The organism is Paracoccus liaowanqingii (assembly GCF_004683865.2).
Taxonomy (GTDB): domain Bacteria; phylum Pseudomonadota; class Alphaproteobacteria; order Rhodobacterales; family Rhodobacteraceae; genus Paracoccus; species Paracoccus liaowanqingii.
The window spans coordinates 3,064,029-3,079,778 of record NZ_CP038439.1 but is presented as its reverse complement, the minus strand read 5'-3'; the positions used below and the strand labels follow the sequence as shown (position 1 = coordinate 3,079,778).

At 68.1% G+C, this 15,750-nt stretch carries 17 protein-coding genes and 1 pseudogene; 14 read left to right on the top strand and 4 right to left on the bottom strand.

Annotated features, from left to right (window positions below):
- The first annotated feature begins 103 nt into the window (after nucleotides 1-103).
- The 4 genes from E4191_RS14880 to E4191_RS14865 all read left to right on the top strand — a co-directional run bounded on the left by E4191_RS14880 (nucleotide 104) and on the right by E4191_RS14865 (nucleotide 4,044).
- Nucleotides 104-1,906: a methanol/ethanol family PQQ-dependent dehydrogenase gene (locus E4191_RS14880; protein ID WP_135314089.1), complete on the top strand. Its 1,803-nt coding sequence runs from the start codon at nucleotides 104-106 to the stop codon at nucleotides 1,904-1,906.
- A 133-nt stretch (nucleotides 1,907-2,039) separates the two neighbouring features.
- A complete protein-coding gene (locus E4191_RS14875) occupies nucleotides 2,040-2,696 on the top strand; it encodes a c-type cytochrome, methanol metabolism-related (RefSeq protein ID WP_228461375.1) in 657 nt (218 codons plus the stop codon).
- Complete coding sequence (locus tag E4191_RS14870; RefSeq protein WP_135314088.1) at nucleotides 2,696-3,514, top strand: quinoprotein dehydrogenase-associated putative ABC transporter substrate-binding protein; 819 nt, start codon at nucleotides 2,696-2,698, stop codon at nucleotides 3,512-3,514. Before E4191_RS14875 ends, E4191_RS14870 begins: the two co-directional genes overlap by 1 nt.
- The gene (locus E4191_RS14865; protein WP_228461373.1) at nucleotides 3,511-4,044 is read left to right on the top strand and encodes a PQQ-dependent catabolism-associated CXXCW motif protein; all 534 of its coding nucleotides are present in this window, start codon (nucleotides 3,511-3,513) and stop codon (nucleotides 4,042-4,044) included. Before E4191_RS14870 ends, E4191_RS14865 begins: the two co-directional genes overlap by 4 nt.
- On the opposite strand, the gene E4191_RS14860 is transcribed toward E4191_RS14865, so the two are convergent.
- Genes E4191_RS14860 through E4191_RS14850 form a run of 3 tightly spaced genes read right to left on the bottom strand, consistent with a single transcriptional unit; the run spans nucleotide 4,019 to nucleotide 6,025 of the window.
- Nucleotides 4,019-4,939, bottom strand: a complete 921-nt coding sequence (locus E4191_RS14860) for a Vgb family protein (RefSeq protein WP_228461371.1) — start codon at nucleotides 4,937-4,939, stop codon at nucleotides 4,019-4,021. The genes E4191_RS14865 and E4191_RS14860 overlap by 26 nt on opposite strands.
- 16 nt (nucleotides 4,940-4,955) lie before the next feature.
- Complete coding sequence (locus E4191_RS14855; RefSeq protein ID WP_135314086.1) at nucleotides 4,956-5,513, bottom strand: SRPBCC family protein; 558 nt, start codon at nucleotides 5,511-5,513, stop codon at nucleotides 4,956-4,958.
- Nucleotides 5,510-6,025, bottom strand: a complete 516-nt coding sequence (locus E4191_RS14850) for a DUF3280 domain-containing protein (protein ID WP_135314085.1) — start codon at nucleotides 6,023-6,025, stop codon at nucleotides 5,510-5,512. Before E4191_RS14850 ends, E4191_RS14855 begins: the two co-directional genes overlap by 4 nt.
- 159 nt (nucleotides 6,026-6,184) lie before the next feature.
- Between E4191_RS14850 and E4191_RS14845 the strand changes: the two genes are divergently transcribed.
- The 6 genes from E4191_RS14845 to E4191_RS14820 are packed head-to-tail and all read left to right on the top strand — an operon-like array spanning nucleotide 6,185 to nucleotide 11,142.
- Nucleotides 6,185-7,372, top strand: coding sequence for an ABC transporter substrate-binding protein (locus E4191_RS14845; protein WP_228461369.1), 1,188 nt, complete (start codon nucleotides 6,185-6,187; stop codon nucleotides 7,370-7,372).
- Between the two features lie 8 nt (nucleotides 7,373-7,380).
- Nucleotides 7,381-8,352, top strand: a complete 972-nt coding sequence (locus tag E4191_RS14840) for a YVTN family beta-propeller repeat protein (protein WP_176562721.1) — start codon at nucleotides 7,381-7,383, stop codon at nucleotides 8,350-8,352.
- A gap of 25 nt (nucleotides 8,353-8,377) precedes the next feature.
- A complete protein-coding gene (locus E4191_RS14835; RefSeq protein ID WP_228461367.1) occupies nucleotides 8,378-8,998 on the top strand; it encodes a cupredoxin domain-containing protein in 621 nt (206 codons plus the stop codon).
- Nucleotides 8,999-9,002: 4 nt separating this feature from the next.
- Nucleotides 9,003-9,728, top strand: a complete 726-nt coding sequence (locus E4191_RS14830; protein WP_135314083.1) for an ABC transporter ATP-binding protein — start codon at nucleotides 9,003-9,005, stop codon at nucleotides 9,726-9,728.
- Nucleotides 9,725-10,549, top strand: a complete 825-nt coding sequence (locus E4191_RS14825; RefSeq protein ID WP_135314082.1) for an ABC transporter permease — start codon at nucleotides 9,725-9,727, stop codon at nucleotides 10,547-10,549. Before E4191_RS14830 ends, E4191_RS14825 begins: the two co-directional genes overlap by 4 nt.
- On the top strand, nucleotides 10,546-11,142 hold the full coding sequence (locus tag E4191_RS14820; protein WP_135314081.1) for a hypothetical protein: 597 nt from the start codon (nucleotides 10,546-10,548) through the stop codon (nucleotides 11,140-11,142). Before E4191_RS14825 ends, E4191_RS14820 begins: the two co-directional genes overlap by 4 nt.
- 16 nt (nucleotides 11,143-11,158) lie before the next feature.
- Here E4191_RS14820 and E4191_RS14815 read toward each other — a convergent pair whose 3' ends face one another.
- On the bottom strand, nucleotides 11,159-12,169 hold the full coding sequence (locus tag E4191_RS14815) for a glycosyltransferase (protein ID WP_135314080.1): 1,011 nt from the start codon (nucleotides 12,167-12,169) through the stop codon (nucleotides 11,159-11,161).
- Nucleotides 12,170-12,390: 221 nt separating this feature from the next.
- On the opposite strand from E4191_RS14815, the gene rfbC reads away from it, so the two are divergent.
- The 4 genes and pseudogenes from rfbC (at nucleotide 12,391) to rfbA (ending at nucleotide 15,710) form a co-directional block, all read left to right on the top strand.
- Nucleotides 12,391-12,951: a dTDP-4-dehydrorhamnose 3,5-epimerase gene (gene rfbC / locus E4191_RS14810; RefSeq protein ID WP_135314079.1), complete on the top strand. Its 561-nt coding sequence runs from the start codon at nucleotides 12,391-12,393 to the stop codon at nucleotides 12,949-12,951.
- The gene (rfbB, locus tag E4191_RS14805) at nucleotides 12,948-13,985 is read left to right on the top strand and encodes a dTDP-glucose 4,6-dehydratase (protein WP_135314078.1); all 1,038 of its coding nucleotides are present in this window, start codon (nucleotides 12,948-12,950) and stop codon (nucleotides 13,983-13,985) included. The genes rfbC and rfbB overlap by 4 nt, the downstream gene beginning before the upstream one ends.
- Nucleotides 13,985-14,842, top strand: a complete 858-nt coding sequence (gene rfbD / locus E4191_RS14800) for a dTDP-4-dehydrorhamnose reductase (RefSeq protein ID WP_135314077.1) — start codon at nucleotides 13,985-13,987, stop codon at nucleotides 14,840-14,842. The genes rfbB and rfbD overlap by 1 nt, the downstream gene beginning before the upstream one ends.
- Nucleotides 14,839-15,710, top strand: a pseudogene (gene rfbA, locus E4191_RS14795) (glucose-1-phosphate thymidylyltransferase RfbA). The gene rfbD and the pseudogene rfbA overlap by 4 nt, the downstream one beginning before the upstream one ends.
- The last annotated feature ends 40 nt before the right edge of the window (nucleotides 15,711-15,750 follow it).

Below are 15,750 nucleotides of genomic sequence, written 5' to 3'. Positions count from 1 at the left end.
GCGTCGATTGACGCAAGGGGGTGCGCGACCAACACTCGTCTTATGGATAGTCGCGGATGGAGGAACTCCGTGGCACTGCATCCAGCGAGCGGAGGAGCACTCGATGAAACATCTCTTGAACAGCGCGGCTGTCGCGCTGATTCTGACTGGCGCGTCTGCATATGCGAATGAAAGCGTCCTGACCGAAACCGCCAAGCCCGAGCAATGGGCGATCCAGACCGGCGACTATGCCAACCAGCGCTATTCCGAACTTGACCAGATCACGCGCGAGAACGTGGGCGATCTGCGGGTGGCCTGGACCTTCTCGACCGGCGTCCTGCGCGGGCATGAGGGCGGGCCGCTGGTCGTGGGCAACATCATGTATGTCCACACGCCCTTCCCCAACAACATCTTCGCGCTGGATCTGTCCGACAACGGCCGGATCCTGTGGCGTCACACCCCCCAGCAGGACCCCGAGGTCATCGCGGTCATGTGCTGCGACACCGTCTATCGCGGCGTGGCCTATGCCGACGGCATGATCATCAGCCACCAGGCTGACACGACGCTGGTCGCGCTGGATGCGATGACCGGCGAGGTCAAGTGGTCGGTCCAGACCGGCGATCCGGCCATCGGCGAGACGAACACCGCGACCGTGATGCCCGTGGGCGACAAGGTCCTGGTCGGCGTCTCGGGCGGCGAATACGGCGTCCGCGGCCGCATCACGGCCTACAACCTGGCCGACGGCACCGAGGCGTGGAAAGCCTACTCCACTGGTCCCGACGAAGAGATGCTGGTCAATGCCGAGACCACGATGCACCTGGGCGAACCCATCGGTGCCGACAGCTCGCTGAACAGCTGGGAAGGCGACCAGTGGAAGATCGGCGGCGGCTCGACCTGGGGCTGGTTCAGCTATGACCCGGACCTGAACCTGGTCTACTACGGCACCGGCAACCCCTCGACCTGGAACCCCAGCCAGCGTCCCGGCGACAACCGCTGGTCCATGACGATCATGGCCCGCGACGCCGACACCGGCGAGGCCAAGTGGTTCTACCAGAAGACGCCCCATGACGAATGGGACTATGATGGCGTGAACGAGAACATCCTCGTCGACAAGGAAATCGACGGCGAGATGCGCAAGCTGCTGGTCAACTTCGACCGCAACGGCTTTGCCTACACGATGGACCGCGAGACGGGCGAGCTGCTGGTGGCCGAAAAGTTCGACCCGGCCGTGAACTGGGCGACCGAAGTCGACATGGATCCGGAATCCGAGACCTATGGCCGCCCGATGGTCGTGTCGGAATTCTCGACCGCGCAGAACGGCGAGGATACCAACACCACCGGCGTCTGCCCGGCGGCGCTTGGCACCAAGGACCAGCAGCCCGCGTCCTACTCGCCCAAGACCGGCCTGTTCTACGTGCCGACCAACCACGTCTGCATGGACTATGAGCCCTTCCGCGTCGCCTACACGGCGGGGCAGCCCTATGTGGGCGCGACCCTGTCGATGTATCCCGCCCCCGACAGCCATGGCGGCATGGGCAACTTCATTGCCTGGGACGCCGTCGCGGGCGAGATCAAGTGGTCCCTGCCCGAGCAGTTCTCGGTCTGGTCCGGTGCCTTGGCGACCGCGGGCGACGTGGTCTTCTACGGCACGCTGGAGGGCTTCCTGAAGGCCGTCGACGCCGAGACCGGCGAGGAGCTGTACAGCTTCAAGACGCCCTCGGGCATCATCGGCAACACTATGACCTACGAGCATGACGGCAAACAGTACATCGCCGTTCTGTCCGGGGTCGGCGGTTGGGCCGGGATCGGTCTGGCAGCGGGCCTGACGAACCCCAATGACGGTCTGGGTGCCGTGGGCGGCTATGCGGCGCTGAGCGACTACACCGAACTGGGTGGTCAGCTGACCGTGTTCGAACTTCCCGACTAAGCCCGGGTCCGACGGAACGTCTCATACTTTCGTTCCGCATACGCAGGCGTGATCTGTCAAGGCGCCGCCCCGGCGATAAGCTGGGGCGGTTCCGTTTTGAGGAGAGCAGACGGAAAATGGGAGGATATCCGACATGAAAGCGATCACCAGCCTGACGGCGCTGGTCCTTGGCGCATCCCTGGCGGGTATGGCCCTGGCACAGACCGAACCGGCCGCCGATGCACAGGCAGGCGCCGGAGCGGCCGCCGCCGTGTCCGGCACGACCGAGACCCCGGCGGAGGAGACCGCAACCACCGACGACGCCGCGACCGAGGACGCGGGCACGGAGACCGAGATGGCCGAAGGTGCCGTTCTGCCCAACGGCCAGGACATGACCCCGGTCGAGGAGATGGACGGCCGCTGGCGCAACGCCGAAGGCATCCCGACCTTCAAGGTCGAGGAGGGCGTGGTCGATTTCGCCACCTTCAACGGCTTTCGCCGCTATCACGCCGAATGCCATGTCTGCCACGGTCCCGATGGTGAGGGCTCGACCTATGCGCCCGCGCTGAAGAACTCGGTGCTGCGGATGGATTACTACGACTTCATGCAGGTCGTGGCCTCGGGCAAGCAGGGCTCGAATTCGGTGATGCCGGCCTTCGGCACCAACAAGAACGTCTGGTGCTATATCGACGACATCTACGTCTACCTGCTGGCGCATGGCACCGAGACGATCGGGCGCGGTCGACCCGCCGAACGCGCCGACAAGTCCGACGACTATACCGCGCAGGAAGATTCCTGCATGTCCAGCTGATGATGCGCCCGCGCATCCTGACAGCGATGGCCCTGGCGGTCGGTATGGCGATGCCGGCCGCGGCGCAGGTGGCCGATCTTCGGTCGACGACCCAGTTCCGGGTCTGCGCGGATCCGGCCAATGCGCCGATGTCCACGCGGGACGGGACGGGGTTCGAGAACCGGCTGGCCGATCTGTTCGGCCAGCAGCTGGGCCTGCCGGTCACCTATGACTGGTTTCCCTCGGGGATGGGCTTCATCCAGCGCACCCTGCGGATGGGCACCTGCGACGTGGTGATCGGCTATGCCCAAGGCGACGAGCTGGTCCAGAACACCAACCACTACTACACCTCGGTCTACGGGATCGTGACGCGCAAGGACGGCCCGCTGGCGCAGGTGGACCGGCTGACCGATCCGGCGCTGAAGGACCAGGACATCGGCGTCGTCGCGGGCACGCCGCCCGCCACCCATCTGGCCCGCGCGGGGCTGGCGCCCAATATGCGCGGGGCCGATCTGTTCGTCGACCGCCGGGTCGAGGATCCGATGGGCGACATGCTGGCCGCCGTGCGCACCGGCGATCTGGGGGCGGCGGTGCTGTGGGGGCCCCTGGCGGGGCCGCAGGTCAAGGACGATCCCGACCTGCAATTCGTGCCGCTGCTGCACGAAGAGGCCGCGCCGCGTCTGTTCTTCCGCATCACCATGGGCGTCCGGATGGAGGAGCAGGAATGGAAGCGCGAGCTGAACAGCCTGATCCGCCGCAACCAGGACGACATCAACGCGATCCTGGCCGAGGCCGGCGTGCCCTTGGTCGACGATTACGGCCGGGAGCTGCTGCCGTGATCCGTGCCGTGGCGCTGGCCCTGCTTCTGGCGGGGCCGGCGGGGGCCGAGACGGTCCCCGAGCCGTCCGACTATCGCGGAGAGCCCTATCGCGCGCCGGTCCCCGCGACCCTGACAGGGGCCGAGGTGATCGGCATTGACGAGGCGCTGGCGCTGCATGATGCGGGGCAGGCGGCCTTCGTCGACGTGATGCCGCGCAAGGCCCGCCCCGAGGGGCTGCCCGAAGGGACGATCTGGAACGAGCCGCCCCATCAGACGATCCCCGGGGCCGTCTGGCTGTTCGACACTGGCTATCAGGCGCTGGCTCCGGCCGAGGAGGCGCGGCTGCGCGACGGCCTGACTCGCGCCCAAGGCGGGGATGCCGACCGCCCGCTGGTCCTGTTCTGCCGCACCGAGTGCTGGATGAGCTGGAACGCCGCCCGGCGGGCCGTCGCATGGGGTTTCGATCCGGTGATCTGGTTCCCCGGTGGCACGGATGCCTGGACCGAGGCGGGCCGACCGCTGGTCATGGCCGAACCGGTCGTCCCGTGAAGCTGCCGAAGGCGCGGGGGCCTGCTGGCATCTCGACCGTGCCGGTGATCTGCAGCGTGGTCGCGTCCAGCACGACCAGCGTGTTCGAATCCCAGTTGGCCACCGCTACCCCGCTGCCATCGGGCAGGGCCGCGATTCCCTCGGGGTAATCGCCGACCGTCACCTCGTCCAGCACGTCCAGCGTGGCGGCGTCGAAGACGGTGACCGTGCCGTCGTACTGGTTGGTCACAAAGCCCCGCCCGGCGGCAAAGGCCAGCGCATAGGGATGGCTGCCGGTGGCGACACGGCCCGTCAGCCGCCCGGTCCCCGGGTCGATCACCGAGACGCTGTCGCCCTGCACGTCGGCGGTGAACAGGCGCCCGTCATGGAAGGTCACGCCGAAGGGATGCGCGCCCGCCGTGGCGACCTGATGCAGGCGCGCACCGCTGGCGGCGTCGAAGATGCTGACCGAATCCGCATCCCGGTCCGCCGTGGCGACCAGCGCGCCATCCGCGCTGACCGCGACGCCCGCGGGCGCGGCGCCTGTCTCGGCGCTCCAGACCGGCTGCAGGTCCGCGTCCAGCCGTGTGACGCGGGCGCCGTACCAGTCGGTGACCACCACCCCGTCGCCCGCCACCGCCAGCCCGAAGGCCCCGGCGCCCAGATCGGCCTGCGCCAAAGGCCGAGCCGCCTCGTCCAGCACATGCAGGCGGCCGGTTTCGGCGGCGATGACATAGGCCCGCCCCTGTGCGGGGTCATAGGCCACGGGGGCGGGGGCGTCGGGGATGTCGGCCCGGGCGATGATGCGGCCATCGTCCAGATCGACGACCGACAGCGCATTGCCGTTCTGCGATGTCACGAACGCAAGATCCCCGGCCAGGGCCGGGGATCCGAGGGCGATGACAAGGGCCGTCATCCAGCCGCGCATGGCGTTACTCGACCGTGCCGAACCGTTCGGCCAGCGCCTCGAGCCCGGCGGTGTAGATGCCGTCCACGCCCGCCATCGCGGCGTCGTCGTTCAGCTCGGCCGGGGGATCGTTGTTCGGGAACCCGCGATAGAAGCCGCCGCGCCACAGCACCTCGGCCTTGCCCTCCACATCGGTGACCGACAGCGTCGAGGAGTAGTTCGTCACCGGCAGCACCGCCGTGTCGACCTCGGTGATCATGTAGCGATAGCTCATCTTCTCGTTGTCGATGCCCATCAGCTCTTCGGTCATCGTGGGCGCGCCCTCGGCGGCCAGGGTCAGCACCCGGGTCGATTCGTCGGGCACGTCGGCGGGCGATCCCTCGGGCAGCATCGCGGTCTCGGCCACGGCGGGATGCCAGCTCATGTCGTCGAAGCGGCCGATCACCTCCCACACCTCGGCGGGGGTGGCGTCCAGCAGGACCGTCTGTTCGGTCTTCAGCCGCGAGGGGCCGTGGGCTGCCGCAGCACCCGTCAGGGCCAGGACCGCGCCAAGCGCGCCGGCCAGAATCGTCGTCGTCCTCATTTCTTTCGTTCCTCCCGAAAGATCACGTTTCTTAGCAGATAGCTGTAGCCGCGCCGGAAGGCGTCGTCGGTATTGCCCCGGATCTCGACCGACCCCGCCCGCAGCGTCCGGCCGGTCTCGGCGTCGCGCAGGTGCAGGTTGATGGACTGGATCAGGTTGGACACCTTCTGAACCTCGCCCGCGATGACGTAATCGGACCCCATCTCGCGCGCGATCCGCGCATCCGCCCCGTTGGAATGGACCGGATTGAGGATCGACGCGACCGCCTCGGCGGGCGGCTCGGTCAGGGCGAAGCCGCGCTGCGACAGATCCTCGGCGATGAAGTCCTCGGTCATCTCGATGCGCGCGGCCTCGTCCGGGCGCGCGCCGTTGATCGCCCCTTCGGTCGAGCTGTCGATGAAGTGCAGCCCGAACCATGTCGCGGTCCCGGGCGGGGGGATTCCCTGCGCCAGGGCCGGGATCGGTGCCAGCAGGGCCAGCACGAGGGTCAGGGGGGGGCCGAATTGCGTCATGTCCCGACCATGCGCGCCCGTCCGGCGGGCGTCTATCAGACCAAAGGCGGAAGCCCCCCCGACCTTGGGATGAGGGAAAACTTCCCGGGACGGACAGGAACATTAACCGGCTTGCCGCAGCGGGAATCACCCCCCACCATGTCGGCAGGGAGAGACAAAATGCTCAAAGGAATCGTAGGACTTCTGGCGGGTGCCGCGGCACTGGCCCAGCCCGCTGCGGCCCAAAGCCCCGATCCGGTGCTGATCCGGGCGGCGGTCCTGCGGGTGGACAATCCCGGCCTGCCGCCGATCTCGCGGCTGGACCTGCCGCCCGAGGATCTGGGCTTTGCCGGCGCCCGTCTGGCGATCGAGGACAACGACACGACCGGCCAGTTCATGGGCCAGGATTTCGAGGCCGTCGAGGTCACCGCCACCCCCGACACCGCCGAGGCCGAGATGGCCACGCTGCTGGACGAGGGGTTCGAGTTCATCGTCGTGATGGCCGACGACGCCACCACGCTGGCGCTGGCCGATCAGGTGGGCGACCAGGCGATGGTCTTCAACGCCCTGGCGCGCGGCGACAATCTGCGCGGCGCCGACTGCCGCTTCAACACCATCCATGTCGCGCCAAGCCGCGCGATGCTGGCAGACGGTCTGGCGCAGTTCCTGATGTGGAAGAACTGGCCGCGCTGGTTCCTGATCCATGGCAGCCACCCCGAGGATCAGGCCATGGCCGAGGCCTATCGCACCTCCGCCGCCAAGTTCGGCGCGCAGGTCGTCGAGGAGCGCCTGTACGAGGATACCGGCGGCGCACGGCGCACAGACAGCGGCCATGTGCAGGTGCAGGCGCAGATCCCGGTCTTCACCCAACGGGCCGAGGATCATGACATCGTCATCACCGCCGACGAGGCCGACGTCTTCGCGGCCTACCTGCCCTATCTGACCTGGGATCCGCGCCCCGTCGCGGGCTCGGCCGGGCTAGTCCCGCGCAGCTGGCACCCGGCGATGGAGGCCTGGGGCGGCACGCAGTACCAGTCGCGCTTCGAACGCCTGGCCGAGCGCCCCGTGCGCGAGGAGGATTACCAGGCCTGGCTGTCCCTGCGCATCCTGGGCGAGGCTGCGACGCGGACCCAATCGGGTGATCCTGAGACCATCAAGGACTTCATTCTGGGCGACGACTTCGACGTGGCGGGCTTCAAGGGTCAGGCGCTGACGGTCCGGGACTGGGACCATCAGGTCCGCCAGCCGATTCTTCTGACCACCGGCGTCCTGACCACCTCGGTCAGCCCGCAGGATCAATACCTGCACCAGACCAGCCAATTGGACACGCTTGGCGTGGACCGTCCCGAAACCCAATGCCAATTCTGAGAGGCGACATGAAACATCTGCTTTCTGCCACCACCGGACTTGCCCTGCTGATGGCCGCTGGCCCCGCCATGGCCAACCGCGTCTTCGTCAGCAACGAACGCAGCAACGACATCACCGTCCTGGACGGCGAGACGATGGAGGTGATCGGCACCTATCCCGCCGGCAACCGCCCCCGCGGCATCACCATCAGCCCCGACGGGACGGAACTGTATGTCTGCGCCTCTGACGACAACGTGGTGCGCGTCTTCGACCCCGAGACGATGGAGGAACTGCACACGCTGCCCTCGGGTCCCGATCCGGAGCTGTTCGTGCTGCACCCCTCGGGCAACCCGCTGTTCATCGCCAACGAGGATGACAACATCGTCACCGTGGTGGATGTGAAGACCCGCGAGGTGCTGGCCGAGGTGCCCGTGGGCGTCGAACCCGAGGGGATGGGCGTCAGCCCGGATGGCAGCGTCGTCATCAACACGTCGGAAACGACGAACATGGCGCATTTCATCGACACCGAGACCTACGAGATCACCGCCAACGTGCTGGTCGACAGCCGCCCGCGCTTCGCGCAGTTCACCGCGGACGGGTCCAAGCTGTATGTCACGTCCGAGATCGGCGGCACGGTCAGCGTGATCGACCCCGCGACGCAGCAGATCACCAAGAAGATCAGCTTCGAGATCCCGGGCGTGCTGCCCGAGGCCATCCAGCCGGTGGGTGCGCGCGTCACCTCGGACGGCACGAAGCTGTACGTGGCGCTTGGCCCCGCGAACCGCGTCGCGGTGGTGGATGCCCAGACCGACGAGGTGATCGACTATCTGCTGGTCGGACAGCGCGTCTGGCAGCTGGCCTTCAACCCCGACGAGACCCGGCTCTACACCACGAACGGCAACTCGAACGATGTCTCGATCATCGATGTCGAGACGGACGAGGTGCTGCGCTCGGTCCAGGTGGGCCAGCAGCCCTGGGGCGTCGTCGTCGCCCCCAACTGATTTCCATACCGGAGGAGAAACACCCATGAACACCATCACCAGACTGATGTCCGGGGCCGCGCTGGCGCTTGTCATGACCGCCCCCGTCTACGCCCAGGACGCCGAAGCACCCGCAGGCGACGCCGTGGTCGGCGAGGAGGCCGCGCCGGGCACGCAATCGGGCGAGGCGACCGATCAGGCCAACGATCCCGCCGCCGAGGGCATGGACGACGACGATGATGACGACGAGGAGGAGACGGCCGAAAGCGAGGGCGTCTACGAGGCGGGCGCCATGCACGAATACGGCTTCTCGGGCCTTCTGTCGCGCGAGAACCGGACCGACCTGGCGCCGCTGACGCTGGCCTCGGGTCAGCCGGTCTCGGGCGGGGAATACATCATCAAGTCGGGCGGCTACTACCGCATCAACATCGTGGCCGACGGCAGCCAGGAACTGGCCCTGTCGGGCGGCGACTTCTTCCGCGCCATCTGGATCAACGAGATCGTCATCGGCGATACCGAGGTCCGTCCCATGGGCATCCACAGCCTGGAATTCGACGCCGAGGGCACGGCGGTGCTCAGCTTCGTGGCCGTCCTGCCGGGGCGCTACACGCTGTCGGTGCCGGGATCGTCGGGGGACACGATGCAGGCGGTCTTCAACATCCAGTGACCCCGTGACCGCCGCCGCGCTGCAGATCGACCATGTCAGCCACAGCTTCGGTGCCACGCAGGCGCTGACGGATGTGTCCCTGACCGTGCCGCGCGGCGGCTTCACCGCGCTTCTGGGGGTCAACGGGGCGGGCAAGACGACGCTCTTCTCGCTGATCACCAGGCTCTACAACAACCGCTCGGGCACCATCCGGGTCGGCGGCCACGACTTGCGGCGCGAGCCCGCGCGGGCGCTGGCCCGGCTTGGGGTCGTGTTCCAGAGCCGCGCGATGGATGCCGACCTGACGGTGCGCCAGAACCTGATCTATCACGCCAGCCTGCACGGCATCCCGGGGCGGCTGGCGCGGCCCCGGATCGACGAGGTGCTGGACCAGGTCGATCTGGCCGACAAGGCCGATGCCCGCGTCTCGGCCCTGTCGGGCGGCCAGTCGCGACGGGCCGAGATCGCCCGCGCCCTGATCCACCGCCCCGAGCTGCTGCTGCTGGACGAGGCGACGGTGGGGCTGGACGTGAAATCGCGGGCCGAGGTGCTGGCCCTGACCCGCCGCCTGATCGCGCGCGACGGGGTCTCGGCCCTGTGGGCCACCCATATCATGGACGAGATCGCGCCCGACGACGATCTGGTGATCCTGCACCGGGGCGAGGTGCTGCGCGCCGGCACCGCCGCCGCCATCGCCGGGTCGCAGGGCCTGACGCAGGCCTTCCTGGACCTGACCGGAGTGGCGCCATGACCCATCCCACCGGATCGGCCCGCGGCTGGCTGACCGCCTTCCTGGGCATCTCGCGGCGCGAGACGCTGCGCTTCATCAACCAGCGGGGCCGGTTCCTGGCGGCGCTGGTGCGCCCGCTGGTCTGGCTGTTCATCTTCGCCGCCGGATTCCGGGCCGTGCTGGGCCTGTCGATCACCCCGCCCTACCAGACCTATGTGCTCTACGAGGTCTATGTCACGCCCGGCCTCGTCGCGATGATCCAGCTGTTCAACGGCATGCAGTCGTCGCTGTCCATGGTCTACGACCGCGAAACCGGCGCGATGCGCACGCTGCTGGTCAGCCCCTTCCCGCGCTGGTTCCTGCTGGGATCCAAGCTGGTGGCGGGGGTCTTCGTGTCGATCATCCAGGTCTTCACCTTCCTGGCGATCGCGTGGTTCTGGGGCATCCGCCCGCCCGTCTGGGGCTATGTCGCGATCATTCCCGCGCTGATCCTGTCGGGGCTGATGCTGGGCGCGATGGGGCTGTTCCTGTCCTCGGCCATCCGCCAGCTGGAGAATTTCGCGGGGGTGATGAACTTCGTGATCTTCCCGATGTTCTTCGCCTCGTCCGCCCTCTATCCGCTGTGGCGGATGCAGGAAAGCTCTCCGCTGCTGCACGACATCTGCGCCTTCAACCCCTTCACCCATGCGGTCGAGCTGATCCGGTTCGCGCTGTACCTGCAGGTCAACTGGACCTCGCTGGCGGTGGTCATGGGATGTTTGGCGGGGTTTTTCGGGGCCGCGGCCTTCATGTATGATCCCCAGAAGGGCCTTTGGGCCCGCAGGAAAGGAGGCCCTGCATGATTCGTCCCACTTTGGCCGTCATGGCCCTGCTGGCCGCCGGCCCCGCCTTCGGCGCGGCGGGCATCGACCCGGACTGGCCCTGCATCCAGCGCAAGCAGCCCAACCTGTCCATGGGGCAGGTCTGGACCGGCCCGATCCCCGACGAGGCCGCGCTTGAGCTGGCCCGCGACCCGCAGATCGTCCGCCTGGCCGACCGGCTGGAACAGCGCCGCCTGCCGATCGAGGAGGCCGAGACGACCATCGCCGATTTCGCCGCCGAAGCCGAGGACGGGCAGCTGGTCGCGCTGATGCAGGCGATCTTCGACCGGATCGAACGCGACCGCAGCGCGCTGATCGCGGGCATCGCCCGCTATGGTCAGTCGCAGCTGAGCCTGTCACAGCGCATCGAGGAGCGCCGCGCCGAGATGGCCGCGCTGGAGGCGGCCGAAAGCCCCGACTTCGACGCCATCGACGCCGCCGAGGAGGCACTGGAATGGGACCAGCGCATCTTCACCGAGCGCCAGCAGTCGCTGACCTATGTCTGCGAGACGCCGGTGATCCTGGAACAGCGGGTCTTTGCCCTGGGCCGGGCCATCGTCAGCCATCTGGACTGACCGGGACCGGCGGGGGTCATTCCGACCTGGACAGGCGCAGCACCTCGGCATGGGGGCGGTCCAGTCGCCCGGCCAGCCCGTCGCGCATCGCCAGGTCCAAAAGGCTGCGAAACAGCGCCGCATCCGGGCCGTAATCGCCCGCCTTGCGCCGCCACTTGCGCGCCAGCACCGGCACCAGCGGCCAGAACCACGGCCCGGCGGCCACGCGATAGGCCAACAGCGCATTGCGATACATGTAGAAGACCTTCCACATCGGGCGCAGCACCACGCCCGTCTGGCCCTGCTGCGCCAGGGTGTCGTGGTCGAAGCGGACCTGCGGGGCAAAACCGATGCGCAGGCCCTGCCGCCGCATCTGCAGCGTGTAGAGCTGGTCGTCGCCATAGATGAACAGCCGCGGATCGGGCAGGCCCGCCCGCATCAGCGCCGCCCGCGACAGGAACAGCCCGACGAAGCTGGTCATGTCGACGGGGCGGACCGGCGCCTCGGCCCGGTAGGCCGCGTCCCCCAGGTGGAACCCCGCCCGCCCGCGCCCCAAGGGCATCCGCGCCAGCGTGCGCAGAAAGGCGCCGGGATTCCAGAAGGGGTTGCGATAGGGGCGGTTCATCTCGCAGATGCGCCCGTCGGGGTGAAAGACCGCCGCGCCCACCGCATCCCACCGCGCAAGCTCCATCGCCCGGAAGGCGGCCACGGCGCCAGGCTGCGGGCGCCCGTCATCGTCCATCAGCACGATCCAGTCGGCCTGGGTGCGGTCGCGCGCCAGCTCCATCGCCCTTGAGAAGCCGCCGGCCCCGCCCAGGTTGCGCTCGCTGCGATGCAGGATCAGCCGGGGATCACCCCGCGTGGCCAGCCAGTCGGCGGTGCCGTCGGTCGAGGCGTTGTCGACCACGACGACATGGTCCACCGGCTCGGCCAGCAGGCGGTCGATGGTCACGCGCAGCTTGTCCAGCCGGTCATGGGTCACCACGACGGCGGCCAGGGTTGGGCCGGTCCGGGTCGGAACAGACGGGCGCGGAGCGGTCGGGGCCATGGGCAGGGGCCTTGCGGTTGCGGCCGGACCAGATGCCCGGCGGATGCGATTGCCGCTATCACGCCCCCGCGGGCGCAGGCAACCACCTGCCCATCGCGGCATCACCTGTAGCGCGGGGGCTTCTGTTGCCAAGCGGACCGGGTCATACAACCATCGATAGATGCTGACAAGTTGCGCTGTCCGCCCTAGACAGCATGCGTAACCTGAAAGCCGAGGTCCTGATGCAGATCGACCCTACCCCCCTGTCCGATGTTTTCATCCTGACGCCTGCGCGTCATGGCGATGCGCGGGGCTTCTTCTCGGAAAGCTGGAACCGGCGCACGCTGAGCCAGGCGGGCGTCGATCTGCCCGAGTTCGTGCAGGACAACCATTCCATGTCGGTGCAGGTGGGCACGCTGCGCGGGTTGCACTATCAGGCACCGCCGCATGCGCAGGGCAAGCTGGTGCGCTGCGGGCGGGGATCGCTGTTCGACGTGGCGGTGGACGTGCGTCTTGGCAGCCCGACCTATGGGCAGTGGTTCGGGGCCGAGCTGAGCTTCGAGAACGGGCGCCAGCTGTGGATCCCGGCGGGCTTCCTGCACGGCTTCGTCACCCGCGAACCGGACACCGAGATCGTCTACAAATGCACCGACCATTACGACAAAACCTCGGACGGGGCGGTGGCCTGGGACAGCCTGGGCATCGATTGGGGCGTCAGCGATCCGCTGCTGTCGGACAAGGACCGCGCCGCGCCGGCCTTTGCCGACTGGACATCGCCCTTCACCCATGAGGCCCAGGCATGAAGATCCTGATCACCGGTGGCGCGGGCTTCATCGGCTCGGCCGTGGTCCGGCTGGCCGTGGCGCGCGGGCATGAGGTCGTGAACCTTGACGCGCTGACCTATGCCGCGAACCTTGCCAATGTGGCCGAGGCCGGGCAGTCCGACCTCTATTCCTTCGAAGAGGCCGACATCCGCGACCGTGCGGCGCTGGACCGCATCTTCGCGACCCACCGCCCCGATGCGGTGATGCATCTGGCCGCCGAAAGCCATGTCGACCGCTCGATCGACGGCCCCGCCGCCTTTGTCGAAACCAACGTGATCGGCACGTTCAACATGCTCGAGGCCGCGCGCGCCTATTGGATGGCCGAAGGCAAGCCCGAGGCGTTCCGGTTCCACCACATCTCGACCGACGAGGTTTTCGGGTCGCTTGGCGAGACGGGGCAGTTCACCGAAACCACCCCCTACGACCCGCGCAGCCCCTATTCGGCCAGCAAGGCGGGGTCGGACCATCTGGTGCGGGCCTGGGCCGAGACCTATGGCCTGCCGGTCGTGCTGACCAACTGTTCGAACAATTACGGCCCCTATCATTTCCCCGAAAAACTGGTGCCGGTGGTGATCCTGAAGGCCCTGGCCGGGCAGCCTATCCCGGTCTATGGCGACGGCGGCAACATCCGCGACTGGCTGTATGTCGAGGATCACGCCGATGCGCTGCTGCTGGTTCTGGAAAAGGGCCAGCTGAACCGAAGCTATAACATCGGCGGCGAGAACGAGGCCACGAACATCGATCTGGTCCGCACAATCTGCGCGCATATGGACGATCTGCACCCCCAAGGGGCGCCGCATGCCGATCTGATCACCTTCGTCACCGACCGCCCCGGCCATGACCGCCGCTATGCGATCGACCCCACCCGGATCCGCGCCGAGCTGGGCTGGCGCCCCTCGGTCACCGTCGAGGAGGGGCTGAAGCGCACCGTTGCCTGGTATCTGGAGAACCGCGACTGGTGGGAACCGCTCTTGTCGCGCGAGGGCGTGGGCACGCGCTTGGGGGCCGCGTGATGCGCGATCTTCTGGTCTTCGGCCGCACCGGCCAGGTCGCGCAGGATCTGGCCCTGCTGGCGCCTGATGCGACCTGTCTGGGCCGCGACCGCGCCGACCTGACCGACCCCGAGGCCTGCGCGGCGGCGATCCTGGCGGCCCGTCCGCAGGCGGTGATCAACGCCGCCGCCTATACGGCGGTGGACAAGGCCGAGACCGACGCGGACACCGCGCGGCTGGTAAATGCTGACGCCCCCGCCGCCATGGCGCGGGCCTGTGCGGAACTGGGCATCCCCTTCCTGCATATCTCGACCGATTACGTCTTCGACGGCGCGGGCGACCAGCCGCGCGCCGAGGACGCGCCGACCGGCCCCTTGGGCGTCTATGGCGCGACCAAGCTGGCAGGCGAGGCGGCGGTGGCGCAGGCGGGCGGGCACTGGGCGGTGATGCGGACCTCGTGGGTCTTCTCGGACCATGGCGCGAACTTCGTGAAGACCATGCTGCGGCTTGGAGCCGAGCGCGACCGGCTGACGGTGGTGGCCGACCAGATCGGCGGGCCGACGCCCGCCGCCGACATCGCAGGCGCCGCCCTGAGCATGATCGCAGCGATGCGCGACGACCCGGCCAAGGGCGGGGTCTATCACTTCGCGGGCGCGCCCGACACCTCCTGGGCGGGCTTCGCGCGCGAGATCATGGCGCAGGCGGGCTTGGGCGCGCAGGTCGCGGATATTCCGTCCAGCGACTATCCCACCCCCGCCGCCCGGCCGCTGAACTCGCGGCTGGACTGCGCCCGCATCGCGCAGGATTTCGGGATCGCGCGGCCCGACTGGCGGGCCGGGCTGGCCCGCGTACTGGATCAACTGAGGGACAAGGCATGACACAGCGCAAGGGCATCATTCTGGCCGGCGGCTCGGGCACGCGGCTCTATCCGATCACCATGGGCGTGTCGAAGCAGCTGCTGCCGCTCTATGACAAGCCGATGATCTACTATCCGATCACGGTGCTGATGCTGGCGGGCATCCGCCAGATCGCCATCATCACCACCCCGAGGATCAGGCCCAGTTCCAGCGCCTGCTGGGCGACGGCAGCCAGTGGGGGATCGACTTCACCTGGATCATCCAGCTCTCGCCCGACGGGCTGGCGCAGGCCTATATCCTGGCCGAGGACTTCCTGGACGGCGCGGCTTCGGCCATGGTGCTGGGCGACAACATCTTCTTCGGCCACGGGCTGCCCGAGCTGCTGGCCTCGGCCGACGGGCGCGACAGCGGCGGGACGGTCTTCGGCTATCGCGTCTCGGACCCCGAGCGCTACGGCGTGGTGGATTTCGACGATGAGATGCGCGCCCGCGCGATCATCGAGAAGCCCCCGGTGCCGCCCTCGAACTATGCCGTCACCGGGCTTTATTTCCTCGACGGCACCGCGCCGGAACGCGCCCGCGCCGTCCAGCCCTCGGATCGCGGCGAGCTGGAGATCACCACCCTTCTGGAAAGCTACCTGCATGACGGCGCCCTGACGGTCGAGCGCATGGGTCGCGGCTTTGCCTGGCTGGACACCGGCACCCATGCCAGCCTGCTGGACGCCGGCAACTTCGTGCGCACGCTGGAGAACCGCCAGGGCCTGCAGACCGGCTGCCCCGAGGAGATCGCCTTCGAGGCCGGCTGGATCACCCCCGACCAACTGCGCGCCCAGGCCAAGCGATACGCCAAGAACGATTATGGCGCATATCTGCTGCGGCTGATTTCCTGACAGACGGATCCCTGCCTGATGACCCGGTTGGCCTTGGCGA